The organism is Pseudoduganella lurida, from assembly GCF_007830455.1.
Classification (GTDB): Bacteria; Pseudomonadota; Gammaproteobacteria; order Burkholderiales; family Burkholderiaceae_D; genus Rugamonas; species Rugamonas lurida.
In genome coordinates this window covers 305,134-323,552 of sequence record NZ_VLLB01000005.1, presented here as the reverse complement: position 1 = coordinate 323,552, position 18,419 = coordinate 305,134, and the positions used below count along the sequence as shown (strand labels likewise).

The following is an 18,419-nucleotide window of genomic DNA, read 5'->3' as shown; positions in this document are numbered from 1 at the left end:
CACATTCATTTCTGCGTCAGGATCCATTTCACCAGCGTGCGCGCTTCGGCTTCGCTCACCTGCGGATTGGCCGGCATCGGGATCGCGCCCCACACGCCGGAGCCGCCCTTCATCACTTTCGTGACGAGCTTGCCTTCGGCATCCTTCTGGCCCGCGTATTTGGCCGCCACGTCCTTGTAGGCCGGGCCCACCAGTTTGTTGGCGACCGCGTGGCATGCCATGCAGTTCTTCGCCTTCGCCAGGTCAGCGTTCGCCAGCGCCGCGTTCGACGCCAGGGCGGAAGCCAGTACCATTGCACCCATCACGAAACGTTTCATTGATTTCTCCAGATTAATTTGCCGCTGATTCTAACCTTTTTCCCATAAGGGCGGACATATAGCGGCTATTCCACAACGAAGCGCTCGGGTTTGGCGTTGACCCGCCACGCCGCGCAGTTGTTGCCACATGTAACCATCGCCGTTAGGATGGAACCTTCCGGGAGCCCACCATGCCGATCATCCTCATCATCCTTGCCCTGTGCGCGCTGCGCTGGTTCGAAGTCTGGCGCTTTGCCGAGCTGTCCTGGTGGTGGATCGCCGGCCTGATGGTCGCCGCCTTCATGTGGTTCGAATTCGTCGAACCGATGCTGGGCCTCGACAAGCGCAAGGCCCACGACGAAGACGCCAAGCGCCGCCAGGACCGCCTCAAGCAGCGCTTCGGCGACCGGAAGAAATAGCCACAGCCGAGCTCGTGTCCACCTTGGGGTCAACCCCAAAATCGGACACGAGCCCGACAGTTATATGGTTGAGTTCGTGTCCGAAAACGGGGTTGACCCCATGGTGGACACGGCCTCGGCTGTAGCCGTGCGGATCAGCGCTTCAGCTGCGACAGGTCGCGGACGGCGCCCCGGTCGGCGGAGGTGGTCAGCGCAGCGTAGGCGCGCAGGGCCTGCGAGACGTAGCGCTCGCGGTCCACCGGCTGCCAGGCGGCGGCGCCCTTGTCTTCCATCGCGGCGCGGCGGTGCGCCAGGTCCTCGACCGTCACGCGCAGGTTGATCGTGCGGTTCGGGATGTCGATGTCGATCAGGTCGCCCTCTTCCACCAGGCCGATGGCGCCGCCTTCCGCCGCTTCCGGCGACGCGTGGCCGATCACCAGGCCGGACGAGCCGCCGGAGAAGCGCCCGTCGGTGAACAGCGCGCACGCTTTGCCCAACCCTTTTGACTTGATGTACGACGTCGGGTACAGCATCTCCTGCATGCCCGGCCCGCCCTTCGGCCCTTCGTAGCGGATGATGACGACATCGCCCGCATGCACCGTGTCGCCGAGGATGGCTTCCACGGCCGCATCCTGGCTCTCGAACACGCGCGCCTTGCCGGAGAACTTGAGGATGCTCTCGTCCACGCCGGCCGTCTTCACGATGCAGCCCTTCTCGGCGATGTTCCCGTACAGGACCGCCAGGCCGCCATCCTGCGAATACGCATGCTCGCGGTCGCGGATGCAGCCGGCCGTGCGATCGAGGTCATTCGATTCGAAGCGTTCCGATTGCGAGAACGCCGTCTGCGTCGGCACACCACCCGGGGCGGCGCGGTACAGCTGGTGCACCGCCTGGTCATCGCTCACGCGGATGTCGTACTTCGCGATCGCGTCGCCCATCGTCGGGCTGTGCACCGTCGGCAGCGACGTGTCGAGCAGGCCGGCGCGCGCCAGTTCGCCCAGGATCGAGAAGATGCCGCCGGCGCGGTGCACGTCCTCGATGTGGTATTTGTCGGTCATGGGCGCGACCTTGCACAGGCACGGCACGTTGCGCGAGATGCGGTCAATGTCGGCCATGGTGAACTGCACTTCCGCTTCGTGCGCGGCGGCCAGCAGGTGCAGCACGGTGTTGGTGGAACCGCCCATCGACACATCCAGCGCCATGGCGTTTTCCCAGGCGGCCTTGGTGGCGATATTGCGCGGCAGGACCGAGTAGTCGTGCTGCTCGTAGTGGCGCCTGGTGATCTCCACGATCAGGCGGCCGGCGCGCAGGAACAGCTCCTTGCGGTCCGAGTGTGTGGCCAGCACGGTGCCATTGCCCGGCAGGGACAGGCCCAGCGCCTCGGTCAGGCAGTTCATCGAGTTCGCGGTGAACATGCCGGAGCACGAGCCGCAGGTAGGACAGGCCGAGCGCTCGATCTCCGCCACGTCGGCATCCGAGACGGTGGTATCGCCGGCCTTGATCATCGCATCGACCAGGTCCAGCTTGATGATCTTCTGGCTGTTGTTGACGACCTTCAGGACCTTGCCCGCTTCCATCGGGCCGCCGGACACGAACACCACGGGAATATTCAGTCGCATCGCGGCCATCAGCATGCCCGGCGTGATCTTGTCGCAGTTCGAGATGCACACCATCGCATCGGCGCAGTGCGCGTTGACCATGTATTCGACCGAGTCGGCGATCAGGTCGCGCGACGGCAGCGAGTACAGCATGCCGCCATGACCCATCGCGATGCCATCGTCGACGGCGATGGTGTTGAACTCCTTCGCCACGCCGCCGGCCGCCTCGATCTCGCGCGCCACCAGCTGGCCCAGGTCCTTCAGGTGCACGTGGCCCGGCACGAACTGCGTGAACGAGTTGACGACGGCGATGATCGGCTTCGAGAAGTCGCCATCCTTCATGCCGGTGGCGCGCCACAGGGCACGGGCGCCGGCCATGTTGCGGCCCTGGGTGGTGGTGTAGGAACGGTAGGTTGGCATGATGGTGTCTCCTGGACGTCGGCGTCAAAGCAAAGGGCATCAGCTTGCGCCCTGCCACATCAGTTGTCAAATATATGATTTAATGGTCTGTGAGACCTTTTGCATATCAAGAATGACACTGCGATGAACATCGAACTGCGCCAGCTGCGCTACTTCACGGCGGTGGCCGAAGAGCTGCACTTCGGCCGGGCGGCAAAGCGCCTGCACATGACGCAGCCGCCGCTGTCGCAGGCCATCCTGGCGCTGGAGGAGCAACTGGGTGCCGCGCTGTTCGACCGCAACCGCCGCGGCGTGGCGCTGACGCCGGCCGGTGCGGCGCTGCTGCCCGAAGCGCGCTGGCTGCTGGCGCAGGCGGCCGAGCTGCCGGGCCTGGTGGCGCGGGCCGCGTCCGGCGCCGCAGGCCGGCTGGTGCTGGCCTTCGTTTCGTCCGCCGACTACAGCGTGCTGCCGCCATCGCTGCGCGCTTACCGGTCCGCCTATCCGCAGGTGCAGATCACGCTGCAGGAAGCCACGTCCGACTTGCAGATCGACGAGTTGCTGCACGGCCGCGTCGATGCCGGCCTGCTCATCCCGCCATTGCCGGAGCGGGCGCGCGCGGAGCTGGAGTATCTGCCGGTGCTGAAGGAGGCGCTGGTGCTGGCCGCGCCGGCCAACCTGCCGGAACTGCGCGGCAGGCAGGAAGCGGACCTCAAGACGCTGCCGCCGCTGCCCCTGATTATCTTCCCGCGCGCGATCTCGCCCGGCCTGTACGACGCGATCCTGTCCGTGTTCCGCGCGGCCGGCATCACACCCGTGATCGGCCAGGAAGCGATCCAGATGCAGACGATCGTCAGCCTCGTCTCGGCGGGCATGGGCATCGCACTTGTGCCACAATCGGTGTCGAACCTGCGGCGCCCGGGAGTAGAATACCGCCCGCTCGCCCAGGCGACGCCGCTGGTCGAAACGGGCCTCGCCTGGCGCCGCGACAACCCCTCGCCCGTGCTGAAGGGCTTCCTGGATTTGATGAGAAAGAGACTCTGAATGCTGATACACCCGATGCCCAATCCCGTCGCCCTGCAGCTCGGCCCGGTGGCGATCCACTGGTACGGCCTGATGTACGTGCTGGCGTTCGCGCTGTTCATCGCGCTGGGCCGCGTGCGCATCAGGCAGCCGCACATCGCCGCGCTGGGCTGGAAGAACCAGGACCTGGACGACATGCTGTTCTACGGGATGCTGGGCGTGGTGGTCGGCGGCCGTCTCGGCGAGGTGCTGTTCTACCGGCCCGGCTACTTCTTCGCCAACCCGATCGAGATCCTGCAGGTCTGGCACGGCGGCATGAGCTTCCACGGCGGCTTCATCGGCGTGCTGATCGCCATGTGGTTCTGGTCGCGCAAGGCGAAGCGCAACCTGCTCGACGTGTATGACTTCATCGCGCCAATGGTGCCGCTGGGGTATGCGTGCGGCCGCCTGGGCAACTTCATCAATGCCGAACTGCCGGGCCGCGTGGCCGGCGACCAGACGTTGCCCTGGGCGATGCTGTGGCCGGACACGCGCTATCCGCTGTGGCCCGATCCCGTGTTCCTGGAAGGCCTGCGCCATCCGTCGCCGATCTACCAGATGCTGGTGGACGGCCTGCTCGTGTTCATCATCCTGTGGCTGTTCGCCCGCCACGCCCGCCCGCGCCTGGCGGTGGGTGCGATGTACACGCTGCTGTATGGCTGCGCGCGCTTCTTCACCGAATACTTCCGCACGCCGGATTGGGAGACCACGGTGCTGGGCCTGCCCATCACGTCCGGCCAGGTGCTGTCGCTGCCGATGATCGTGGCGGCCATCGCGATGCTCGTGTGGTCGTATCGCCGCAAGGCCTACGGCGTGGCACCCGTCACGGCCTGACACCGCTGATGAGTTCGTGTCTCGGTGCCAGGCACCGTGACATGTCCTGGTGCCTGGCACCGAGACACCAGCCTTGATGTCGTCATCAGCCGATCAGCTTCAGGATGAAGCGCCACTCGGCCGGTTCGACCGGCATCACGGACAGGCGGCTGCCCTTGGCCAGCAGCCGCATGTGCTCCAGTTCCGGGTGGCTGCGCAGTTCCTTCAGGTCCAGGTAGCGGCCCTTCTTCACCGCCTTCACGTCGATGCCCGTCCAGCGCGGGGTTTCCGGCGTGGCCTTCGGATCGTGGAAGGGGCTTTTCGGGTCGAACTGCGACGCATCCGGATACGGCGCGCTGACGATTTCGGCGATGCCCGCAATGCCCGGCACCGCGCAGCTGGAGTGATAGAACAGCACCCCGTCGCCGACCTGCATGCCGTCGCGGATGAAGTTACGGGCCTGGTAATTGCGCACGCCGTACCATGACGTGGTCTGGTCTTTTGCTGCCAGCACGTCGTCGAAACTGACGTCATCGGGTTCGGACTTCATCAGCCAGTACTGCTTCGCCATGCGACGCTCCGCTCGGAAAGAAAACGTGGACGTAAAAAAACGGCTGCTGCACCTTCCGGTACAACAACCGCTTCCACTAATGCTACTACTTGTAAGGCCCCGCCTGTGCCGTTTTACCGGCATCCTGAACCTTACGGTTCAAGGCGGTCACAGTCAGTTCAACTTCGGGTTCATCGGACTAGCGACGCTCACACCCGCCAAACAATATCCCGCAACCTATGCGTGTAAATGGTTCAAGGAATATATGGCAATCTCGAACACCGCAGGGTGAGACGCAGTTTACTCCTCATTCGCATTCCGCGAAAGGTCAATCGTGCGCTAGAACAGATTTTCCTGCGGCGTGAGCGCACCGTCGAGCACCCGGTGCATGGCGGCGAGCTTCTGCTGCACTTCCAGCAGCGAGATTTCGGACAGCGGCCCGGCCGGCGCTTTCGCCGTCAGGAATTCCGCCGCCATCGACAGCGCCGCCATCACGGCGATGCGGTCGTTGCCCTTCACCTTGCCGGTGTCGCGGATGGTGGTCATCTTCTTGTCCAGCAGGCTGGCCGCCTCGCGTAGCGCGCGCTCCTCGCCTTCCTTGCAGACCAGCCGGTAGGCCGAACCCATGATGTTGACGTCGACGTTCGTCATGGCTGCGCGTCCTCTTCTTCCGGCTTCGGCGTTTCCAGCGGCGGGATATGTTCCAGCAGCGCGGAGACCCGCTGGTGGGCTTCGGAAAGGCGGCCCTGGAAACCCAGGTTTTCCGCCACCAGCGCGGCGTTCGCCCGGCGCAGCTGCGCGTTCTCGCGGCGCAGCGAGAGCGTCAGTTCGGCGAGCTGCTCGATCTTGTCGGCGAGGTCTTGGAAGTCGGAAATCATCCCGCCACTATAGGGGTGCACGATAGCGTGGTCAACAGAATTGCTGTCGATCTACACTTAAAGGCATCTTAATGGCAAGCGTTTCATGCAGGGGCGCCAGCAGTTTGTCGCGCCCGGCATGAAGAAGAAAGGGCTCAGCCTACCGCGCCCAGTGCCAGCAGCAGCACCGCGCCCGCCACCGCGCCGAGTGCCGCGCCGGCCGCCACATTGATCGCCACCCGCACCCAGTTCGGCGCGTGGACATCCCTGGGGAATTTTGTCTGGAACATCGTAGCCTCCGCTGATATCACCGTTGCTGACCGCTGCGCACCTGCCCCTTGCCCCCTGCCGCACGCAGGCGGAGGCCGAAAACACAGTGTGCACCCGCGCTTTGTCTTTGTCAAAACACAAAGAGAGCGTTGTGGCGCGGCATGTTGTGTCAACGAAAATGCGCTGTTTTGCCTTCACTCGCCGCCAGCTTACGGCACATGGCACCCTCGCAAACGTTGTCAGCGGCGCCATCCTTGCGCTCTCGCAAAGGGTCAGATCGCCGCCCGGTGAATTTCCAAATATGAATTCTCTTGAAATCGCGTAGTGGCATCCCTATAATCATTGGCACTCGTTAGCCGAGAGTGCTAACAACGTTTCAACCTCACCGTACACATAAGGAGTTTTGTATGAACCTTCGCCCTCTGCACGATCGCGTCATCGTCAAACGCCTGGACCAGGAAACCAAGACCGCGTCCGGCCTGATCATTCCTGATGCCGCCGCTGAAAAGCCGGACCAGGGTGAAGTGCTGGCAGTTGGCAACGGTAAAGTTGCCGACAACGGCACGCTGCGTGCACTGGAAGTGAAAGTTGGCGATCGCGTTCTCTTCGGCAAATACTCCGGCCAGGCTGTCAAGGTCGACGGCGACGAGCTGCTGGTGATGCGCGAAGAAGACATCATGGCCATCGTCAACAAGTAATCAAGCACCTTTACAGAATTCACGGAGAACACAAACATGGCAGCTAAAGAAGTAATCTTCGGCGACGCAGCGCGCGCCAAAATGGTTGAAGGCGTCAACATCCTGGCCAACGCCGTCAAGGTCACCCTGGGCCCGAAAGGCCGCAACGTGGTGCTGGAACGCTCGTTCGGCGCGCCGACCGTCACCAAGGACGGTGTCTCGGTCGCCAAGGAAATCGAACTGAAGGACAAGCTGCAGAACATGGGCGCGCAGCTGGTCAAGGAAGTCGCATCGAAGACCTCCGACAACGCCGGCGACGGCACCACCACCGCGACCGTGCTGGCCCAGGCCATCGTTCGCGAAGGCATGAAATTCGTGGCCGCCGGCATGAACCCGATGGACCTGAAGCGCGGCATCGACAAGGCCGTCAGCGCCACCGTCGAAGAACTGAAGAAAATCGCCAAGCCAACCACCACGTCGAAAGAAATCGCCCAGGTCGGCGCGATCTCCGCCAACTCCGATTCGTCGATCGGCGAGCGCATCGCCGAAGCGATGGAAAAAGTGGGCAAGGAAGGCGTCATCACCGTGGAAGACGGCAAGTCCCTGAACGACGAGCTGGACATCGTGGAAGGCATGCAGTTCGACCGCGGCTACCTGTCGCCTTACTTCATCAATAACCAGGAAAAGCAGACGGTCGTTCTGGAGAACCCGTTCGTCCTGCTGTGCGACAAGAAGATCTCGAACATCCGCGATCTGCTGCCGGTACTGGAACAGGTGGCAAAAGCCGGCCGTCCGCTGCTGATCGTCGCCGAAGACATCGAAGGCGAAGCGCTGGCAACCCTGGTGGTCAACAACATCCGCGGCATCCTGAAGACCTGCGCAGTCAAGGCCCCTGGCTTCGGCGACCGCCGCAAGGCCATGCTGGAAGACATCGCCGTGCTGACCGGCGGCCAGGTCGTGGCTGAGGAAATCGGCCTGACGCTGGAAAAGATCACGCTGGAAGAACTGGGTTCGGCCAAGCGTATCGAAGTGGGCAAGGAAAACACCATCGTCATCGATGGCGCGGGCGAAGCGTCGAACATCGAAGGCCGCGTGGCACAGATCCGCACCCAGATCGAAGGCGCAACCTCCGACTACGACCGCGAAAAGCTGCAGGAACGCGTGGCCAAGCTGGCCGGCGGCGTTGCCGTGATCAAGGTTGGCGCAGCCACCGAAGTCGAAATGAAGGAGAAGAAAGCCCGCGTGGAAGACGCGCTGCACGCCACCCGCGCAGCCGTTGAAGAAGGCATCGTGCCAGGCGGCGGTATCGCCCTGCTGCGTGCCCGCGCCGCGATCGACATCAAGGGCGACAACCCTGACCAGGATGCCGGCATCAAGATCGTGCTGCGCGCGATGGAAGAGCCGCTGCGCATGATCGTGCAGAACGCCGGTGAAGAAGCCTCCGTGGTCGTCGCCAACGTGCTGGCCGGTACCGGCAACTACGGCTACAACGCCGCCAACGGCACCTACGGCGACCTGGTCGAAATGGGCGTGCTGGATCCAGCCAAGGTGACCCGTTCGGCACTGCAGAACGCCGCATCGATCGCCAGCCTGATGCTGACGACCGACTGCCTGGTGGCCGAAGTGGCCGAAGACAAGCCGGCCGGCGGCATGGGTGGCATGGGCGGTATGGGTGGCATGGGCGGCATGGACGGCATGATGTAATCACCGTCTGGCGCCAGCCGAACGCGAAAGGCCGCTTCTTCGGAAGCGGCCTTTTTATTTCCGCGTGACATTTCGTGAACTTTCCGGACCGGGCGCCGGGTTAGTATCCCGGACCATGACGGAGATCCCATGCTGAAACCACTCATCGCCGGCATCGTGCTGGCTGCCGCCGCCAGTTCCCCTGCCCGGGCCAGCCTGGAAGGCAATCCCGCCTCGCGCGCGCTCGTGCAGGAGGGATTCACGCTCCAGAGCCAGGGCCGCAACAAGGAGGCCTTCGAAAAATACCAGCAGGCCGCCAGCGCGGATCCTGCAGCCTCCATACCGCTATCGTCGATGGCAGACCTGCTGTACAACCTGATCGAGGGTGCCAAGCCGGAACTTCGCCAGCAAATACGGGAGCAGGCCAGCGCGGCCGCGCACGCCGCCCTGCAAAAAGCCGCCAACGATCCGATCGCGCAGGAAGTGCTGCGCAAGCTGGAGGACGAGGGCGCTGCTCCGGCCTACGTGCCGAAGGGCGCGGCAGCAAAAGCCCTGTCCGACGCCGAAACCGCCTTCGCGCAACGCGACTACGTGGCGGCGCGACGGCTCTACGATGCCGCACTGGCCGCGGATCCGCAGTATTCCGCCGCCTGGGTCGGCGCCGCCGACTGCGCCTACATGCAGCAGCAGTGGGGCGAGGCCGAGCGGCTGTTCCGGCAGGCCACCGCCGCCGACCCGCGCAATGCGCAGGCCTGGCGCTTCCTGTCCGACGCGCTGGTCCAGCAGGGCAAGCGCCAGGATGCCGAAGACGCGCTGCTGGCGGCCATCGCGGCGCATCCCGCACAGAAGCCCAACTGGGACAAGCTCGGCGGGCTGCGCAAGGCGACCGGCGCCCCGCCGCTGACGGTGGTGAACCTGTCACGGGTGCCCCGCACCAGCATCAAGGATGGCAAGCCGCACATCGAACTCGCGCAGGGGACGCTGGACAACAAGGACGCCGCCGACGGTGCCGTGTGGCTGGCACTCGCGGTATTCGATGCCAACCCGCAGAACACCAGGGCATCCGTCACTCCCTATGCGCGCGAGCTGGAACGCTGGCGCAAGGCGCTGCAAGTCGCGGACGAGATCGCCGAAAATGGCGGACCGCGGCTGCAGGATCCGAGCCTGCTGGCCATGCAGGACCTGTATCACCGCAACCAGCTCGATGCCGGGATCCTGTTCCTGCGCTACCGGGAAGCCTATCGCGCCGACCTGGATGCCTGGCTCGCCGCGCATCCGCACGGCACGCGCGAGTTCGTGGCCACCTGGTCGCTGCGGCCGTAAACGCGGAACGGCTGCCCCGGGCAGCCGTTCTTCATTGCCGACCAGTGCGGCTCAGGGCCGCCGCTGGGCCAGCACCGCCCCGGCGGCGCTGCCGAGGCCGACACCGAGGCCGATGCCCATCGCGAAATTGCCCATCACAACACCGATCGCGCAGCCGATCGCTGCACCCAGGCTGATCCCGAAGCCAACATAGCGCCCGGTGCGGTCGTCCGGTTCCATATCCATTTGCGTCTCCTGTTTCGTGGTTGTTGTGAAGCCAATATAGTCCTGTTTGACGCAGGCGCTGCTGTTTTTTCGGGCGGGCTGTCCCGCATGAACAACGTTTTCAGATGGTGCGCAGCAGCAGACCCGACAGTCGAAAGCACCTCGGGAACGTGGCACGGCACGGTACCTCCGAGCGCGAACTACCGCCTTCTCATCCATACGCAAGCGCAGCAGGCGTGCGACAGGGATCGCGTGCGCCTGCGCACGGTTGCCGGAACTATCATGGCCCTTCCACTATCGACGGGATTCACCATGGCAGATACGGTCGGCGATTTTCTCCTGCAACGCATGAAGGACTGGGGCGTGCGCCGCGTCTTCGGTTATCCGGGCGACGGCATCAACGGCATCATGGGCGCGTTCGGGCGGCAGGAGGACATCGACTTCATCCAGGTGCGCCATGAAGAGATGGCCGCCTTCATGGCCACCGCGCACGCCAAGTTCACCGGCGAGGTGGGCGTCTGCGTGGCCACGTCCGGGCCCGGCGCCGTGCACCTGCTCAATGGCCTGTACGACGCCAAGCTCGACAACCAGCCCGTGGTGGCCATCGTCGGCCAGCAGAAGCGTTCCGCGATCGGCAGCGACTACCAGCAGGAAGTGGACCTCACCGCGCTGTTCAAGGACGTGGCCCACGAATACGTGCACATGGCCACCGATGCGTCGCAGGTACGCCACCTGATCGACCGCGCCTTCCGCATCGCCAAGGAGCAGCGCACCGTCACCTGCATCGTGTTCCCGAACGACGTGCAGGACCTCGATGCGGTACCGACGCCGCCACGCGAACATGGCGCCGTCCATTCCGGCATCGGCCAGCTGACGCGCAGCCACGTGCCGCCGCTCGATGCGCTGCAGCAGGCCGCGCGCATTCTCAACGAAGGCAAGAAAGTGGCGATCCTGGCCGGCGCCGGTGCGCTGCACGCCACCGATGAACTGATCGAGATCGCCGACATCCTCGGCGCCGGCATCGCCAAGGCGCTGCTGGGCAAGGCCGCCGTGCCGGACGACCTGCCCTTCGTCACCGGTTCCATCGGCCTCCTGGGCACGAAGCCCAGCCACGACATGATGAACGACTGCGACACGCTGCTGATGGTGGGCTCGAACTTCCCGTACAGCGAATTCCTGCCGAAGGAAGGCCAGGCGCGCGGCGTGCAGATCGACATCGATGCGCGGCGCGCCAGCGTGCGCTATCCGATGGAGTTCAACCTGATCGGCGATGCGCGCGAGACGCTGCGCGCGCTGATCCCGCTGTTGCAGCGGAAAACCGACCGCCAGTGGCAGGACGGGATCCGCGAAGGCATCGAACGCTGGTGGCGCGTGCTGGAAGGCCGCGCGATGAACGAGGCCGATCCGATCAATCCGCAGCGCGTGTTCTGGGAACTGTCGCCGCGCCTGCCGGACAACTGCATCGTCACGGGCGATTCGGGATCCGCCACCAACTGGTATGCGCGCGACGTGAAAATGCGCCGCGGGATGATGACCAGTGTCTCCGGCGGCCTGGCGACGATGGGCTGCGCCGTGCCGTATGCGGTGGCGGCCAAGTTCGCGCATCCGGAGCGCCACGTGATCGCGCTGGTGGGCGATGGCGCGATGCAGATGAACGGCATCAACGGCCTGATCACCATCGCCAAGTACTGGAAAAGCTGGGGCAACGGCAAGCTGGTGATCATGGTGCTGAACAACCGGGACCTGAACCTCGTCACGTGGGAAGAGCGGGTCATGGGCGGCAATCCGAAATACGAGGCGTCGCAGGAGATGCCGGACTTCCCGTACGCGCAGTACGCGCAGCTGATCGGACTGAAAGGCATCCGCATCGACAGCGCCGACGCGGTGGCGGGCGGCTGGGAAGCGGCGCTGGCGTCCGACGTGCCATGCGTGCTGGAGATGGTGACGGATCCGAACGTGCCGCCCCTGCCGCCGGACGTGCCGGTGAAGCAGGCGGCCGCCTACCTGAAGGCGATGCTGAAGGGCGACCCGGATGCGCTGGCCACCGTGCGCGCCAGCATCAAGGAAACCTGGGAAGGCTGGTTCCCGCCGAAGAAGGACTGACCAAAATAATGGGGTGTCGGGGAACGCCGGAACGTGCCTCTTTCGTTTAACATGATCGCAACATTCATGGTCGAAAAGTTCGTTGCAATGCACACCCCTTCCCGCCGCCCTTCCCGTTTCCCCGCCGTGGCCGGCACGACACTCGGACTGCTGGCCGCCGCACTGGGCGCGTGGTTCCTGTATCCGCAGCACCTGGGGCCCGCCCAGGCCGACAAGGCGGCCGCCGCATCGGCCGTCCGGCAAACCACTCCGAAGGGACCCGCCGTGCCAGCATCGCCCCTCAACCGGGAACAGGCCGAAGCCCGCCTGATGGCGCTGCCCGAGCTGCAGGCATGGGCGAAACATATCGAGCAGTCGTCCGGCGGCAAGGTGCATGGCGCCGTCGTGGCGTTCGATGCCGGCCTGCGCGACGTGGGTGGCAAGCGGTATCACCAGCTCGATTTCGTCGAGAACCGGCCCGATGCGGCCGTGACGTGGGGCCGCTTCCTGGTGGGCGCCGCCGATGGCGAAATCCTCGTCGACGATGCGGAGCGCGGCACGACGCTGACCCTGCAGCGCTGGCGCAGCGAACAGCAGCCCATGCAGCGCACTGCCGGCGCGACCGGACGCCCGTAAGTTCAGCCGGTATCGCTTGCAGGGCTCCGCCCCGCGTGCCGGATGGCGTATCATCATGCCATGTTCAAGAAACTGCTTGCCGCCCTCACCTCGCGCCGCCAGGCGTCCGCTGCCCAGCCCTACCGGCAGGACGAGCTCAATCTCGTCTACCAGCTGCTGTTCTGCGACGATCCGCAGCTGATGCAGGCCAGTGCGGCGTCCAATGCGCTGTTCGGCGCGGCGCCCGACCCCCGCGTGGTGCAGACGATCGGCGAAGATCCCGCCGAGGAAAGCCGCGTACGGCTGCTGGCCTGGCACTGGCTGCGCGCGGCCGGCCAGCCGGTGGCATCGCGCGAGCTGCTGGGCGTGGTCGTGGAGGTGCCGCTGGAAGGGGGGCTCGACGTGCTGGCCGCGTATGCGGACGGCAGCGTCCAGTACATCAACCAGACGGGCCGGCTGGCCGTGTTCGAAGGCGCGCCGGAGGAAGTGGCGCAGCACGGCAAGCTGCTGGTGCATGCCGGCATCGGGCTGGCCGCGAAAGGCGCCGTGAAGAAACGCACGCCGCCGCCGGCGTTCGGCAATGTCCGGCTATCCCTGCTGGCGGCGGACGGCCTGCACGTGCGCGAAGGCAGCTTCGGCGAGATCGACCGCGACCCGCTCGCCAAGCCCGTGCTGCAGCAGGCGCAGCGGCTGCTCGATACCGTCGTGCGGCAGGGTTCCTGAACGGCGATCGTCGATGGCGCCCTGCCTGGCGCCGCGGGCTTTTCGCAGTGGCGCTGTCACCGCAAGCCGTGGAATGACTCGCGGCGTTCCCGGTGGCGTGCCCCGATTCCACAGCCTGCGGTGACAGCGCCTTGACACGGGCATCAGGCCAGCTTGCGGATTTCCTCTTCGGCCCGGCGCAGGATCGCGGCGATCTGTTCGCGACGGCCCTCCGGCGCTTCGCGGTCGCGCGCCTTTTCCACCACCGCCTCCTTCAGCCCGTGCATCACGGCGCGCAGGTCGTCACGCCCGTGGCCGCGTCCCGCACCGCCACCCTCGCCCAGCCGCGCCATCAGCGCTTCCACCATCTGGCGGTTCTCGTCCAGGAACGCCTGGCCTTCCGGCGTGATCGAATGCAGCTTCTTGTTGCCGTCGCTGGCGATCGACACGTGGCCCATGTCGGCCAGCATCGCCAGCAGCGGATAGATCGCGCCCGGGCTCGGCGCATAGCCGCCTCCGACCCGCCCTTCCAGCTCCTTGATGATTTCGTAGCCATGCCGTGGCTTCTCGGCAATCAGCTGCAGCGCCACGTAGCGCATCGCGCCCGCATCGAACATCCGCGCCGGACGTCCCCCGCCCCCGCGGGGATGATGATGTTCGTGCATATGGCAGCCGTGTTTTTTCAGTCCATGAAACATGCTTCAACTCCTTAAGATATATCGCAGTGAGATATATCGTAAACGTTCCACAGAATTCCGCAAGCTTTTTTTACAGCCGAGCCCGTGTCCACCTTGGGGTCAACCCCGTTTTCGGACACGAGCTCGTCCGTACATGAGGCTCCGCGTGACAGCCAAGGATGAGTCCGTGTCTGATTTTGGGGTTGACCCCATGGTGGACACGGGCTCTGCCGTAGCGCTGCGCAGGCAGGCGCCACCGTTCGGCAGCTTCGGGTAAGGTGCAGTGTCAATCAACCAAACGGAGGATGTATGCGCAAGATGATCTTGATGGCAGTCGCGGGCTTTCTCTGGAAGAAGTTCCAGGCACGGGCGCTGAACCGCCAGGCTGCCCAGCCGCCGCGCCGCTACTGAAGGTAACGGTGTAGTTCGTGAGGAAACGCCGGGTGCCTGCATCCGGCGTTTTGCCGTCCGGGATGCTCTTTCACCGATGAAGGTTGCCAGCCCGACAGGAATCCCCTAGCATCGCGTCCACCACAATTTTGGGGAAACCATGGTCAACGCCACCCACGAAGCGGGCAACGGTCCGCTGCCGCGCCAGATTCCATACATCATCGCCAACGAAGGGGCGGAACGCTTTTCCTTCTACGGCATGCGCAACATCCTGACGCCATTCCTGATCAGCACGCTGCTGCTGTTCGTCCCGCTGGAAGACCGCGCCGGCGAGGCGAAGCACGTGTTCCACACCTTCGTCATCGGTGCCTACTTCACGCCCCTGCTGGGCGGCTGGCTGGCCGACCGCTTCTTTGGCAAGTACAAGACCATTTTCTGGCTCAGCCTGTTCTACGTGGGCGGCCACGCCTGCCTGGCGGTCTTCGAGGACAACCTGCACGGCTTCTACTTCGGCCTGTTCCTGATCGCGCTGGGCGCCGGCGGCATCAAGCCGCTCGTCTCGGCCTTCGTCGGCGACCAGTTCGACCAGACCAACAAGAACCGCGCCAAGCTCGTGTACGACGCGTTCTACTGGTCGATCAACTTCGGCTCGTTCTTTGCCTCGCTGCTGATGCCGCTGCTGCTGAAGAACTACGGCCCCTCGGTCGCCTTTGGCGTGCCCGGCATCCTGATGGCGTTCGCGGTGCTGATCTTCTGGCTGGGCAAGCGCAAGTACGTGCACGTGCCGGTCGCGCCGCCCAATCCGGATTCGCTGACGCGGGTGGCGCGCACCGCCCTGCTGGCGCAGCAGCCGGGCGAAGGACGGCCCGGCCTCGCCGTGGCCGTCATCGGTGCCGTCGGCGCCGTCATGTCGCTGGCGATGTCGTTCTCGTGCGGCTTCGTGATCGCCGCCTGCACGGCGCTGGTGCTGCTGCTGGCATTCGGCGGCATCGGTACGGCCATGCAGCTGGAACGCGCCCGCGGCCATCATCCGGACGAAGCGGTGGACGGCGTGCGCGCCGTGCTGCGCCTGCTCGTGGTGTTCGCGCTGGTCACGCCGTTCTGGTCGCTGTTCGACCAGAAGGCCTCCACCTGGATCGTGCAGGCCAATGCGATGACGTCGCCCGTGCTGAACCTGTTCGGCTGGGAATTCCAGGTGCTGCCGGCGCAGATGCAGGCCGTCAATCCGGCGCTGGTGATGCTGCTCATCCCGTTCAACAATTTCGCCATCTTCCCGCTGCTGCGCGCGCTCGGCATCGAGCCCACGGCGCTGCGCCGCATGACGGCCGGCATCGCGTTCAGTGCCGCCGCCTGGCTGGTGATCGGCTGGATCCAGGTGTCGATGGATGGCGGCACGCCGATGTCCATCCTGTGGCAGCTGCTGCCGTACATCCTGCTGACGATGGGCGAAGTGCTGGTCTCCGCCACCGGCCTGGAGTTCGCGTACAGCCAGGCGCCCCGTTCGATGAAGGGCGCGATCATGAGCTTCTGGACGCTGGCCGTCACGGTCGGCAACCTGTGGGTGCTGATCGTGAATTCGAGCGTGAAGAACGAGGCGGTGCTCGGCCATATCGATGGCACCGGGCTCTCCGTGATCGCTTTCCAGATGTTCTTCTTCGCCGGCTTCGCGCTGCTCACGGCGGTGGCCTTCGGCCTGTATGCGCTGCGCTACAAGATGGTCGACAACTACCGGTCCGATCCTGAGCCGGGCTGCCACGGCACCATCCCGCGCAAGGCCTGATCGCAACGAAGAAGCACAGCAGCCACAAGGGCTCCCGCCGCGATGCCGTATCGTGCGGGAGCCCGCCATCCCCCAATCGGCTGCGATTGTCAGTGGCCGCGCGCGGGGTACCGCAACGCCGCGGCGCACGCGCAACACCCCCCTGCGCATCCGCTCCCACTTCCATATAATTGCCCCACGGCACAACGCAGTCGCGGTGCCGGCACGCGTGCATTTTCCCGGCAACCGTCCCACGCCCACCGACCGCACGGTCACTGAACGGAACATCCATGAACCTGAAGAACATGAAAGTCGGTACCCGCCTCGCCCTCGGCTATGCGATCGTGCTGCTGCTATTGGTGGTGATCGTCGCGACGGGCGTGCTGAAGATGCGCCAGATGCAGGAGCGCGCCGACAACATCACCGAATTCAACAACGTGCAGATCGCCCGCATCACCGCGCTGCAGAACAGCGTGATGGACCGCATGATCGCCCTGCGCAACCTGGCGCTGCTCACCGACACGAACGCGATGCGCCCGGAGGTGGAACGCATCCGCCGTCAGGAAACGGTGTATGCGGAAAACGCGGCAAAACTGGCCACCATGTTTGCCGACCCGAGCACGGAGGCGGAAGAGAAGACGCTGTGGGCCACCATCGTGCAGCAGGAGGCGCTGGCCAAGGCGCCGATGGCCGATGCGGAACGGCAGGGTCTCGCCAACGAGGCCGATGCCAGCACCGACACGCTGATGAACAAGGTGCGTCCGGTGCAGCGGGTGTGGCTCGATGCGATGGACAAGCTCACCGCGCTCGAAGTCACGCTCAACGCGCAGGAAGCGGGCGAAGCGCGGGCCGCCTACCACACGGCCGTCACGTCGATGCTGGTGCTGGCCGCGATCGCGCTGGCCGCCGGCGTGGGCGCGGCCGTGTACGTGACGCGCACGCTGCTGGCCCAGCTGGGCGGCGAACCTGCCGACGCGGCGGCCATCGCCGCCAGCATCGCCGCCGGCGACCTGACGGTAGCGGTACCGGTGAAGGCCAGCGACACGAGCAGCATGATGCATGCGATGCGCGACATGCGCGACCGCCTGGCCGCCATCGTCACCGAGGTGCGCAGCGGGACCGACACGATCGCCACCGCCGCCGCGCAGGTTTCGGCCGGCAATATGGACCTGTCCTCGCGCACCGAACAGCAGGCCGGCTCGCTGGAGGAAACCGCGTCGTCGATGGAAGAGCTGACGTCGACGGTGCGCCAGAACGCCGACAACGCGCAGCAGGCCAGCGCGATGGCTGCATCCGCTTCCGAGGTGGCGGTGCGCGGTGGCGCGGTGGTGGCGCAGGTGGTCGATACGATGGGCGCGATCGATGCCTCGGCGAAGAAGATCGTCGACATCATTTCCGTCATCGACGGCATCGCCTTCCAGACCAATATCCTGGCGCTGAACGCGGCGGTGGAAGCGGCGCGCGCCGGCGAACAGGGCCGCGGCTTTGCCGTGGTGGCGGGCGAAGTGCGCAACCTGGCGCACCGCTCCAGCACGGCCGCCCGCGAAATCAAGGAACTGATCGACGACTCGGTCGGCAAGGTGGGCACCGGCACGCAGCTGGTGAACCAGGCCGGCATGACGATGGCCGAGGTGGTGGAAGGCGTGCAGCGCGTGACGGACCTGATGTCCGAGATCTCGGCCGCCAGCCGCGAGCAGTCCAGCGGCATCGAGCAGGTGAACCAGGCGATCACGCAGATGGACGAAGTGACGCAGCAGAACGCCGCGCTGGTCGAGGAGGCCAGCGCCGCATCGGAAGCGATGCAGGAGCAGGCGCGCCGGCTGGCGGAGCTGGTGGGGACGTTTACGGTCGCGCAGGGGGTGGCCTCTTCCTCGCGGCTCGCGGCCAGGGCCGTGCACGCGCCGGCCGCGGCCGCCCGCCCTGCCCTGCCGGCTGCGAAACACAAGCCCGCGACCGCTACCAAGCCTGCAGCAGCGCCTTCACCTGCGCGGCCGGCACCTGCGGCCAGCGCCGCCGCGCGCAAGGCACCCGCCAGCACCAGCGAAGCGGATTGGGAAGAGTTCTGAT

The 18,419-nt window shown here is 65.3% G+C and carries 19 protein-coding genes and 1 other RNA gene; 11 read left to right on the top strand and 9 right to left on the bottom strand.

Annotated elements, in window-relative coordinates; genetic code table 11:
- Positions 1–5: 5 nt before the first annotated feature.
- Complete coding sequence (locus IP91_RS16165; protein WP_145650100.1) at positions 6–317, bottom strand: c-type cytochrome; 312 nt, start codon at positions 315–317, stop codon at positions 6–8.
- A gap of 170 nt (positions 318–487) precedes the next feature.
- On the opposite strand from IP91_RS16165, the gene IP91_RS16160 reads away from it, so the two are divergent.
- Entirely contained in the window at positions 488–715 is a 228-nt protein-coding gene (locus IP91_RS16160; RefSeq protein ID WP_145650099.1) for a TIGR04438 family Trp-rich protein, read from the top strand.
- Positions 716–849: 134 nt separating this feature from the next.
- On the opposite strand, the gene ilvD is transcribed toward IP91_RS16160, so the two are convergent.
- A complete protein-coding gene (gene ilvD / locus IP91_RS16155) occupies positions 850–2,712 on the bottom strand; it encodes a dihydroxy-acid dehydratase (RefSeq protein ID WP_145650098.1) in 1,863 nt (620 codons plus the stop codon).
- A 123-nt stretch (positions 2,713–2,835) separates the two neighbouring features.
- Here ilvD and IP91_RS16150 point away from each other — a divergent pair, with 123 nt between their 5' ends.
- Both IP91_RS16150 and lgt read left to right on the top strand, forming a co-directional pair.
- The gene (locus tag IP91_RS16150) at positions 2,836–3,732 is read left to right on the top strand and encodes a LysR family transcriptional regulator (protein ID WP_145650097.1); all 897 of its coding nucleotides are present in this window, start codon (positions 2,836–2,838) and stop codon (positions 3,730–3,732) included.
- Positions 3,733–4,584 (top strand): prolipoprotein diacylglyceryl transferase, encoded by an 852-nt coding sequence (lgt, locus tag IP91_RS16145; protein WP_145650096.1) that lies wholly within the window; start codon positions 3,733–3,735, stop codon positions 4,582–4,584.
- Positions 4,585–4,669: 85 nt separating this feature from the next.
- On the opposite strand, the gene IP91_RS16140 is transcribed toward lgt, so the two are convergent.
- The 5 genes from IP91_RS16140 to IP91_RS26645 form a co-directional block, all read right to left on the bottom strand.
- On the bottom strand, positions 4,670–5,134 hold the full coding sequence (locus IP91_RS16140; RefSeq protein ID WP_145650095.1) for an EVE domain-containing protein: 465 nt from the start codon (positions 5,132–5,134) through the stop codon (positions 4,670–4,672).
- 92 nt (positions 5,135–5,226) lie between these two features.
- A non-coding RNA gene (ssrS, locus tag IP91_RS16135) (6S RNA) lies at positions 5,227–5,406 on the bottom strand.
- A gap of 46 nt (positions 5,407–5,452) precedes the next feature.
- The gene (locus tag IP91_RS16130; RefSeq protein ID WP_145650094.1) at positions 5,453–5,764 is read right to left on the bottom strand and encodes a cell division protein ZapA; all 312 of its coding nucleotides are present in this window, start codon (positions 5,762–5,764) and stop codon (positions 5,453–5,455) included.
- Entirely contained in the window at positions 5,761–5,991 is a 231-nt protein-coding gene (locus IP91_RS16125; RefSeq protein ID WP_145650093.1) for a hypothetical protein, read from the bottom strand. Before IP91_RS16125 ends, IP91_RS16130 begins: the two co-directional genes overlap by 4 nt.
- Positions 5,992–6,125: 134 nt before the next feature.
- Positions 6,126–6,260, bottom strand: a complete 135-nt coding sequence (locus tag IP91_RS26645; protein ID WP_259772463.1) for a hypothetical protein — start codon at positions 6,258–6,260, stop codon at positions 6,126–6,128.
- 387 nt (positions 6,261–6,647) lie between these two features.
- On the opposite strand from IP91_RS26645, the gene groES reads away from it, so the two are divergent.
- From groES to IP91_RS16110, 3 genes are all read left to right on the top strand, one after another.
- A complete protein-coding gene (gene groES / locus IP91_RS16120) occupies positions 6,648–6,938 on the top strand; it encodes a co-chaperone GroES (RefSeq protein ID WP_145650092.1) in 291 nt (96 codons plus the stop codon).
- A 36-nt stretch (positions 6,939–6,974) separates the two neighbouring features.
- Entirely contained in the window at positions 6,975–8,621 is a 1,647-nt protein-coding gene (groL, locus tag IP91_RS16115; RefSeq protein WP_145650091.1) for a chaperonin GroEL, read from the top strand.
- A 129-nt stretch (positions 8,622–8,750) separates the two neighbouring features.
- On the top strand, positions 8,751–9,923 hold the full coding sequence (locus tag IP91_RS16110; RefSeq protein WP_145650090.1) for a tetratricopeptide repeat protein: 1,173 nt from the start codon (positions 8,751–8,753) through the stop codon (positions 9,921–9,923).
- 51 nt (positions 9,924–9,974) lie between these two features.
- Here the strand turns inward: IP91_RS16110 and IP91_RS26085 are convergent, their stop codons facing one another.
- Positions 9,975–10,148: a glycine zipper domain-containing protein gene (locus tag IP91_RS26085; RefSeq protein WP_158643160.1), complete on the bottom strand. Its 174-nt coding sequence runs from the start codon at positions 10,146–10,148 to the stop codon at positions 9,975–9,977.
- A 291-nt stretch (positions 10,149–10,439) separates the two neighbouring features.
- Here IP91_RS26085 and IP91_RS16105 point away from each other — a divergent pair, with 291 nt between their 5' ends.
- The 3 genes from IP91_RS16105 to IP91_RS26080 all read left to right on the top strand — a co-directional run bounded on the left by IP91_RS16105 (position 10,440) and on the right by IP91_RS26080 (position 13,547).
- Positions 10,440–12,230: a thiamine pyrophosphate-requiring protein gene (locus tag IP91_RS16105; protein WP_145650089.1), complete on the top strand. Its 1,791-nt coding sequence runs from the start codon at positions 10,440–10,442 to the stop codon at positions 12,228–12,230.
- An 87-nt stretch (positions 12,231–12,317) separates the two neighbouring features.
- Entirely contained in the window at positions 12,318–12,845 is a 528-nt protein-coding gene (locus IP91_RS16100) for a hypothetical protein (protein ID WP_229474528.1), read from the top strand.
- A gap of 60 nt (positions 12,846–12,905) precedes the next feature.
- Positions 12,906–13,547: a hypothetical protein gene (locus IP91_RS26080; RefSeq protein ID WP_158643159.1), complete on the top strand. Its 642-nt coding sequence runs from the start codon at positions 12,906–12,908 to the stop codon at positions 13,545–13,547.
- Positions 13,548–13,690: 143 nt separating this feature from the next.
- Here IP91_RS26080 and IP91_RS16090 read toward each other — a convergent pair whose 3' ends face one another.
- Positions 13,691–14,143, bottom strand: coding sequence for a PadR family transcriptional regulator (locus tag IP91_RS16090; RefSeq protein WP_229474526.1), 453 nt, complete (start codon positions 14,141–14,143; stop codon positions 13,691–13,693).
- 610 nt (positions 14,144–14,753) lie between these two features.
- On the opposite strand from IP91_RS16090, the gene IP91_RS16085 reads away from it, so the two are divergent.
- Positions 14,754–16,373 carry a POT-type proton-dependent oligopeptide transporter gene (locus IP91_RS16085; RefSeq protein WP_145650087.1) on the top strand — a complete coding sequence of 540 codons (1,620 nt, stop codon included), beginning with the start codon at positions 14,754–14,756 and terminating at the stop codon, positions 16,371–16,373.
- 269 nt (positions 16,374–16,642) lie between these two features.
- A complete protein-coding gene (locus IP91_RS16080; RefSeq protein ID WP_229474524.1) occupies positions 16,643–18,418 on the top strand; it encodes a methyl-accepting chemotaxis protein in 1,776 nt (591 codons plus the stop codon).
- Position 18,419 lies beyond the last annotated feature (1 nt).

Coding starts and splice junctions, on each gene's coding strand:
- IP91_RS16160 (WP_145650099.1), top strand. CDS start 488: ATGCCGATCATCCTCATCATCCTTGCCCTGTGCGCGCTGCGCTGGTTC.
- IP91_RS16080 (WP_229474524.1), top strand. CDS start 16,643: ATGAACCTGAAGAACATGAAAGTCGGTACCCGCCTCGCCCTCGGCTAT.
- IP91_RS26080 (WP_158643159.1), top strand. CDS start 12,906: ATGTTCAAGAAACTGCTTGCCGCCCTCACCTCGCGCCGCCAGGCGTCC.
- IP91_RS16150 (WP_145650097.1), top strand. CDS start 2,836: ATGAACATCGAACTGCGCCAGCTGCGCTACTTCACGGCGGTGGCCGAA.
- IP91_RS16090 (WP_229474526.1), bottom strand. CDS start 14,143: ATGTTCGATGCGGGCGCGATGCGCTACGTGGCGCTGCAGCTGATTGCC.
- IP91_RS16130 (WP_145650094.1), bottom strand. CDS start 5,764: ATGACGAACGTCGACGTCAACATCATGGGTTCGGCCTACCGGCTGGTC.
- IP91_RS16085 (WP_145650087.1), top strand. CDS start 14,754: ATGGTCAACGCCACCCACGAAGCGGGCAACGGTCCGCTGCCGCGCCAG.
- ilvD (WP_145650098.1), bottom strand. CDS start 2,712: ATGCCAACCTACCGTTCCTACACCACCACCCAGGGCCGCAACATGGCC.
- groL (WP_145650091.1), top strand. CDS start 6,975: ATGGCAGCTAAAGAAGTAATCTTCGGCGACGCAGCGCGCGCCAAAATG.
- IP91_RS16165 (WP_145650100.1), bottom strand. CDS start 317: ATGAAACGTTTCGTGATGGGTGCAATGGTACTGGCTTCCGCCCTGGCG.
- IP91_RS26085 (WP_158643160.1), bottom strand. CDS start 10,148: ATGGATATGGAACCGGACGACCGCACCGGGCGCTATGTTGGCTTCGGG.
- IP91_RS16140 (WP_145650095.1), bottom strand. CDS start 5,134: ATGGCGAAGCAGTACTGGCTGATGAAGTCCGAACCCGATGACGTCAGT.
- IP91_RS16125 (WP_145650093.1), bottom strand. CDS start 5,991: ATGATTTCCGACTTCCAAGACCTCGCCGACAAGATCGAGCAGCTCGCC.
- IP91_RS16105 (WP_145650089.1), top strand. CDS start 10,440: ATGGCAGATACGGTCGGCGATTTTCTCCTGCAACGCATGAAGGACTGG.
- IP91_RS16100 (WP_229474528.1), top strand. CDS start 12,318: ATGCACACCCCTTCCCGCCGCCCTTCCCGTTTCCCCGCCGTGGCCGGC.
- lgt (WP_145650096.1), top strand. CDS start 3,733: ATGCTGATACACCCGATGCCCAATCCCGTCGCCCTGCAGCTCGGCCCG.
- IP91_RS16110 (WP_145650090.1), top strand. CDS start 8,751: ATGCTGAAACCACTCATCGCCGGCATCGTGCTGGCTGCCGCCGCCAGT.
- groES (WP_145650092.1), top strand. CDS start 6,648: ATGAACCTTCGCCCTCTGCACGATCGCGTCATCGTCAAACGCCTGGAC.
- IP91_RS26645 (WP_259772463.1), bottom strand. CDS start 6,260: ATGTTCCAGACAAAATTCCCCAGGGATGTCCACGCGCCGAACTGGGTG.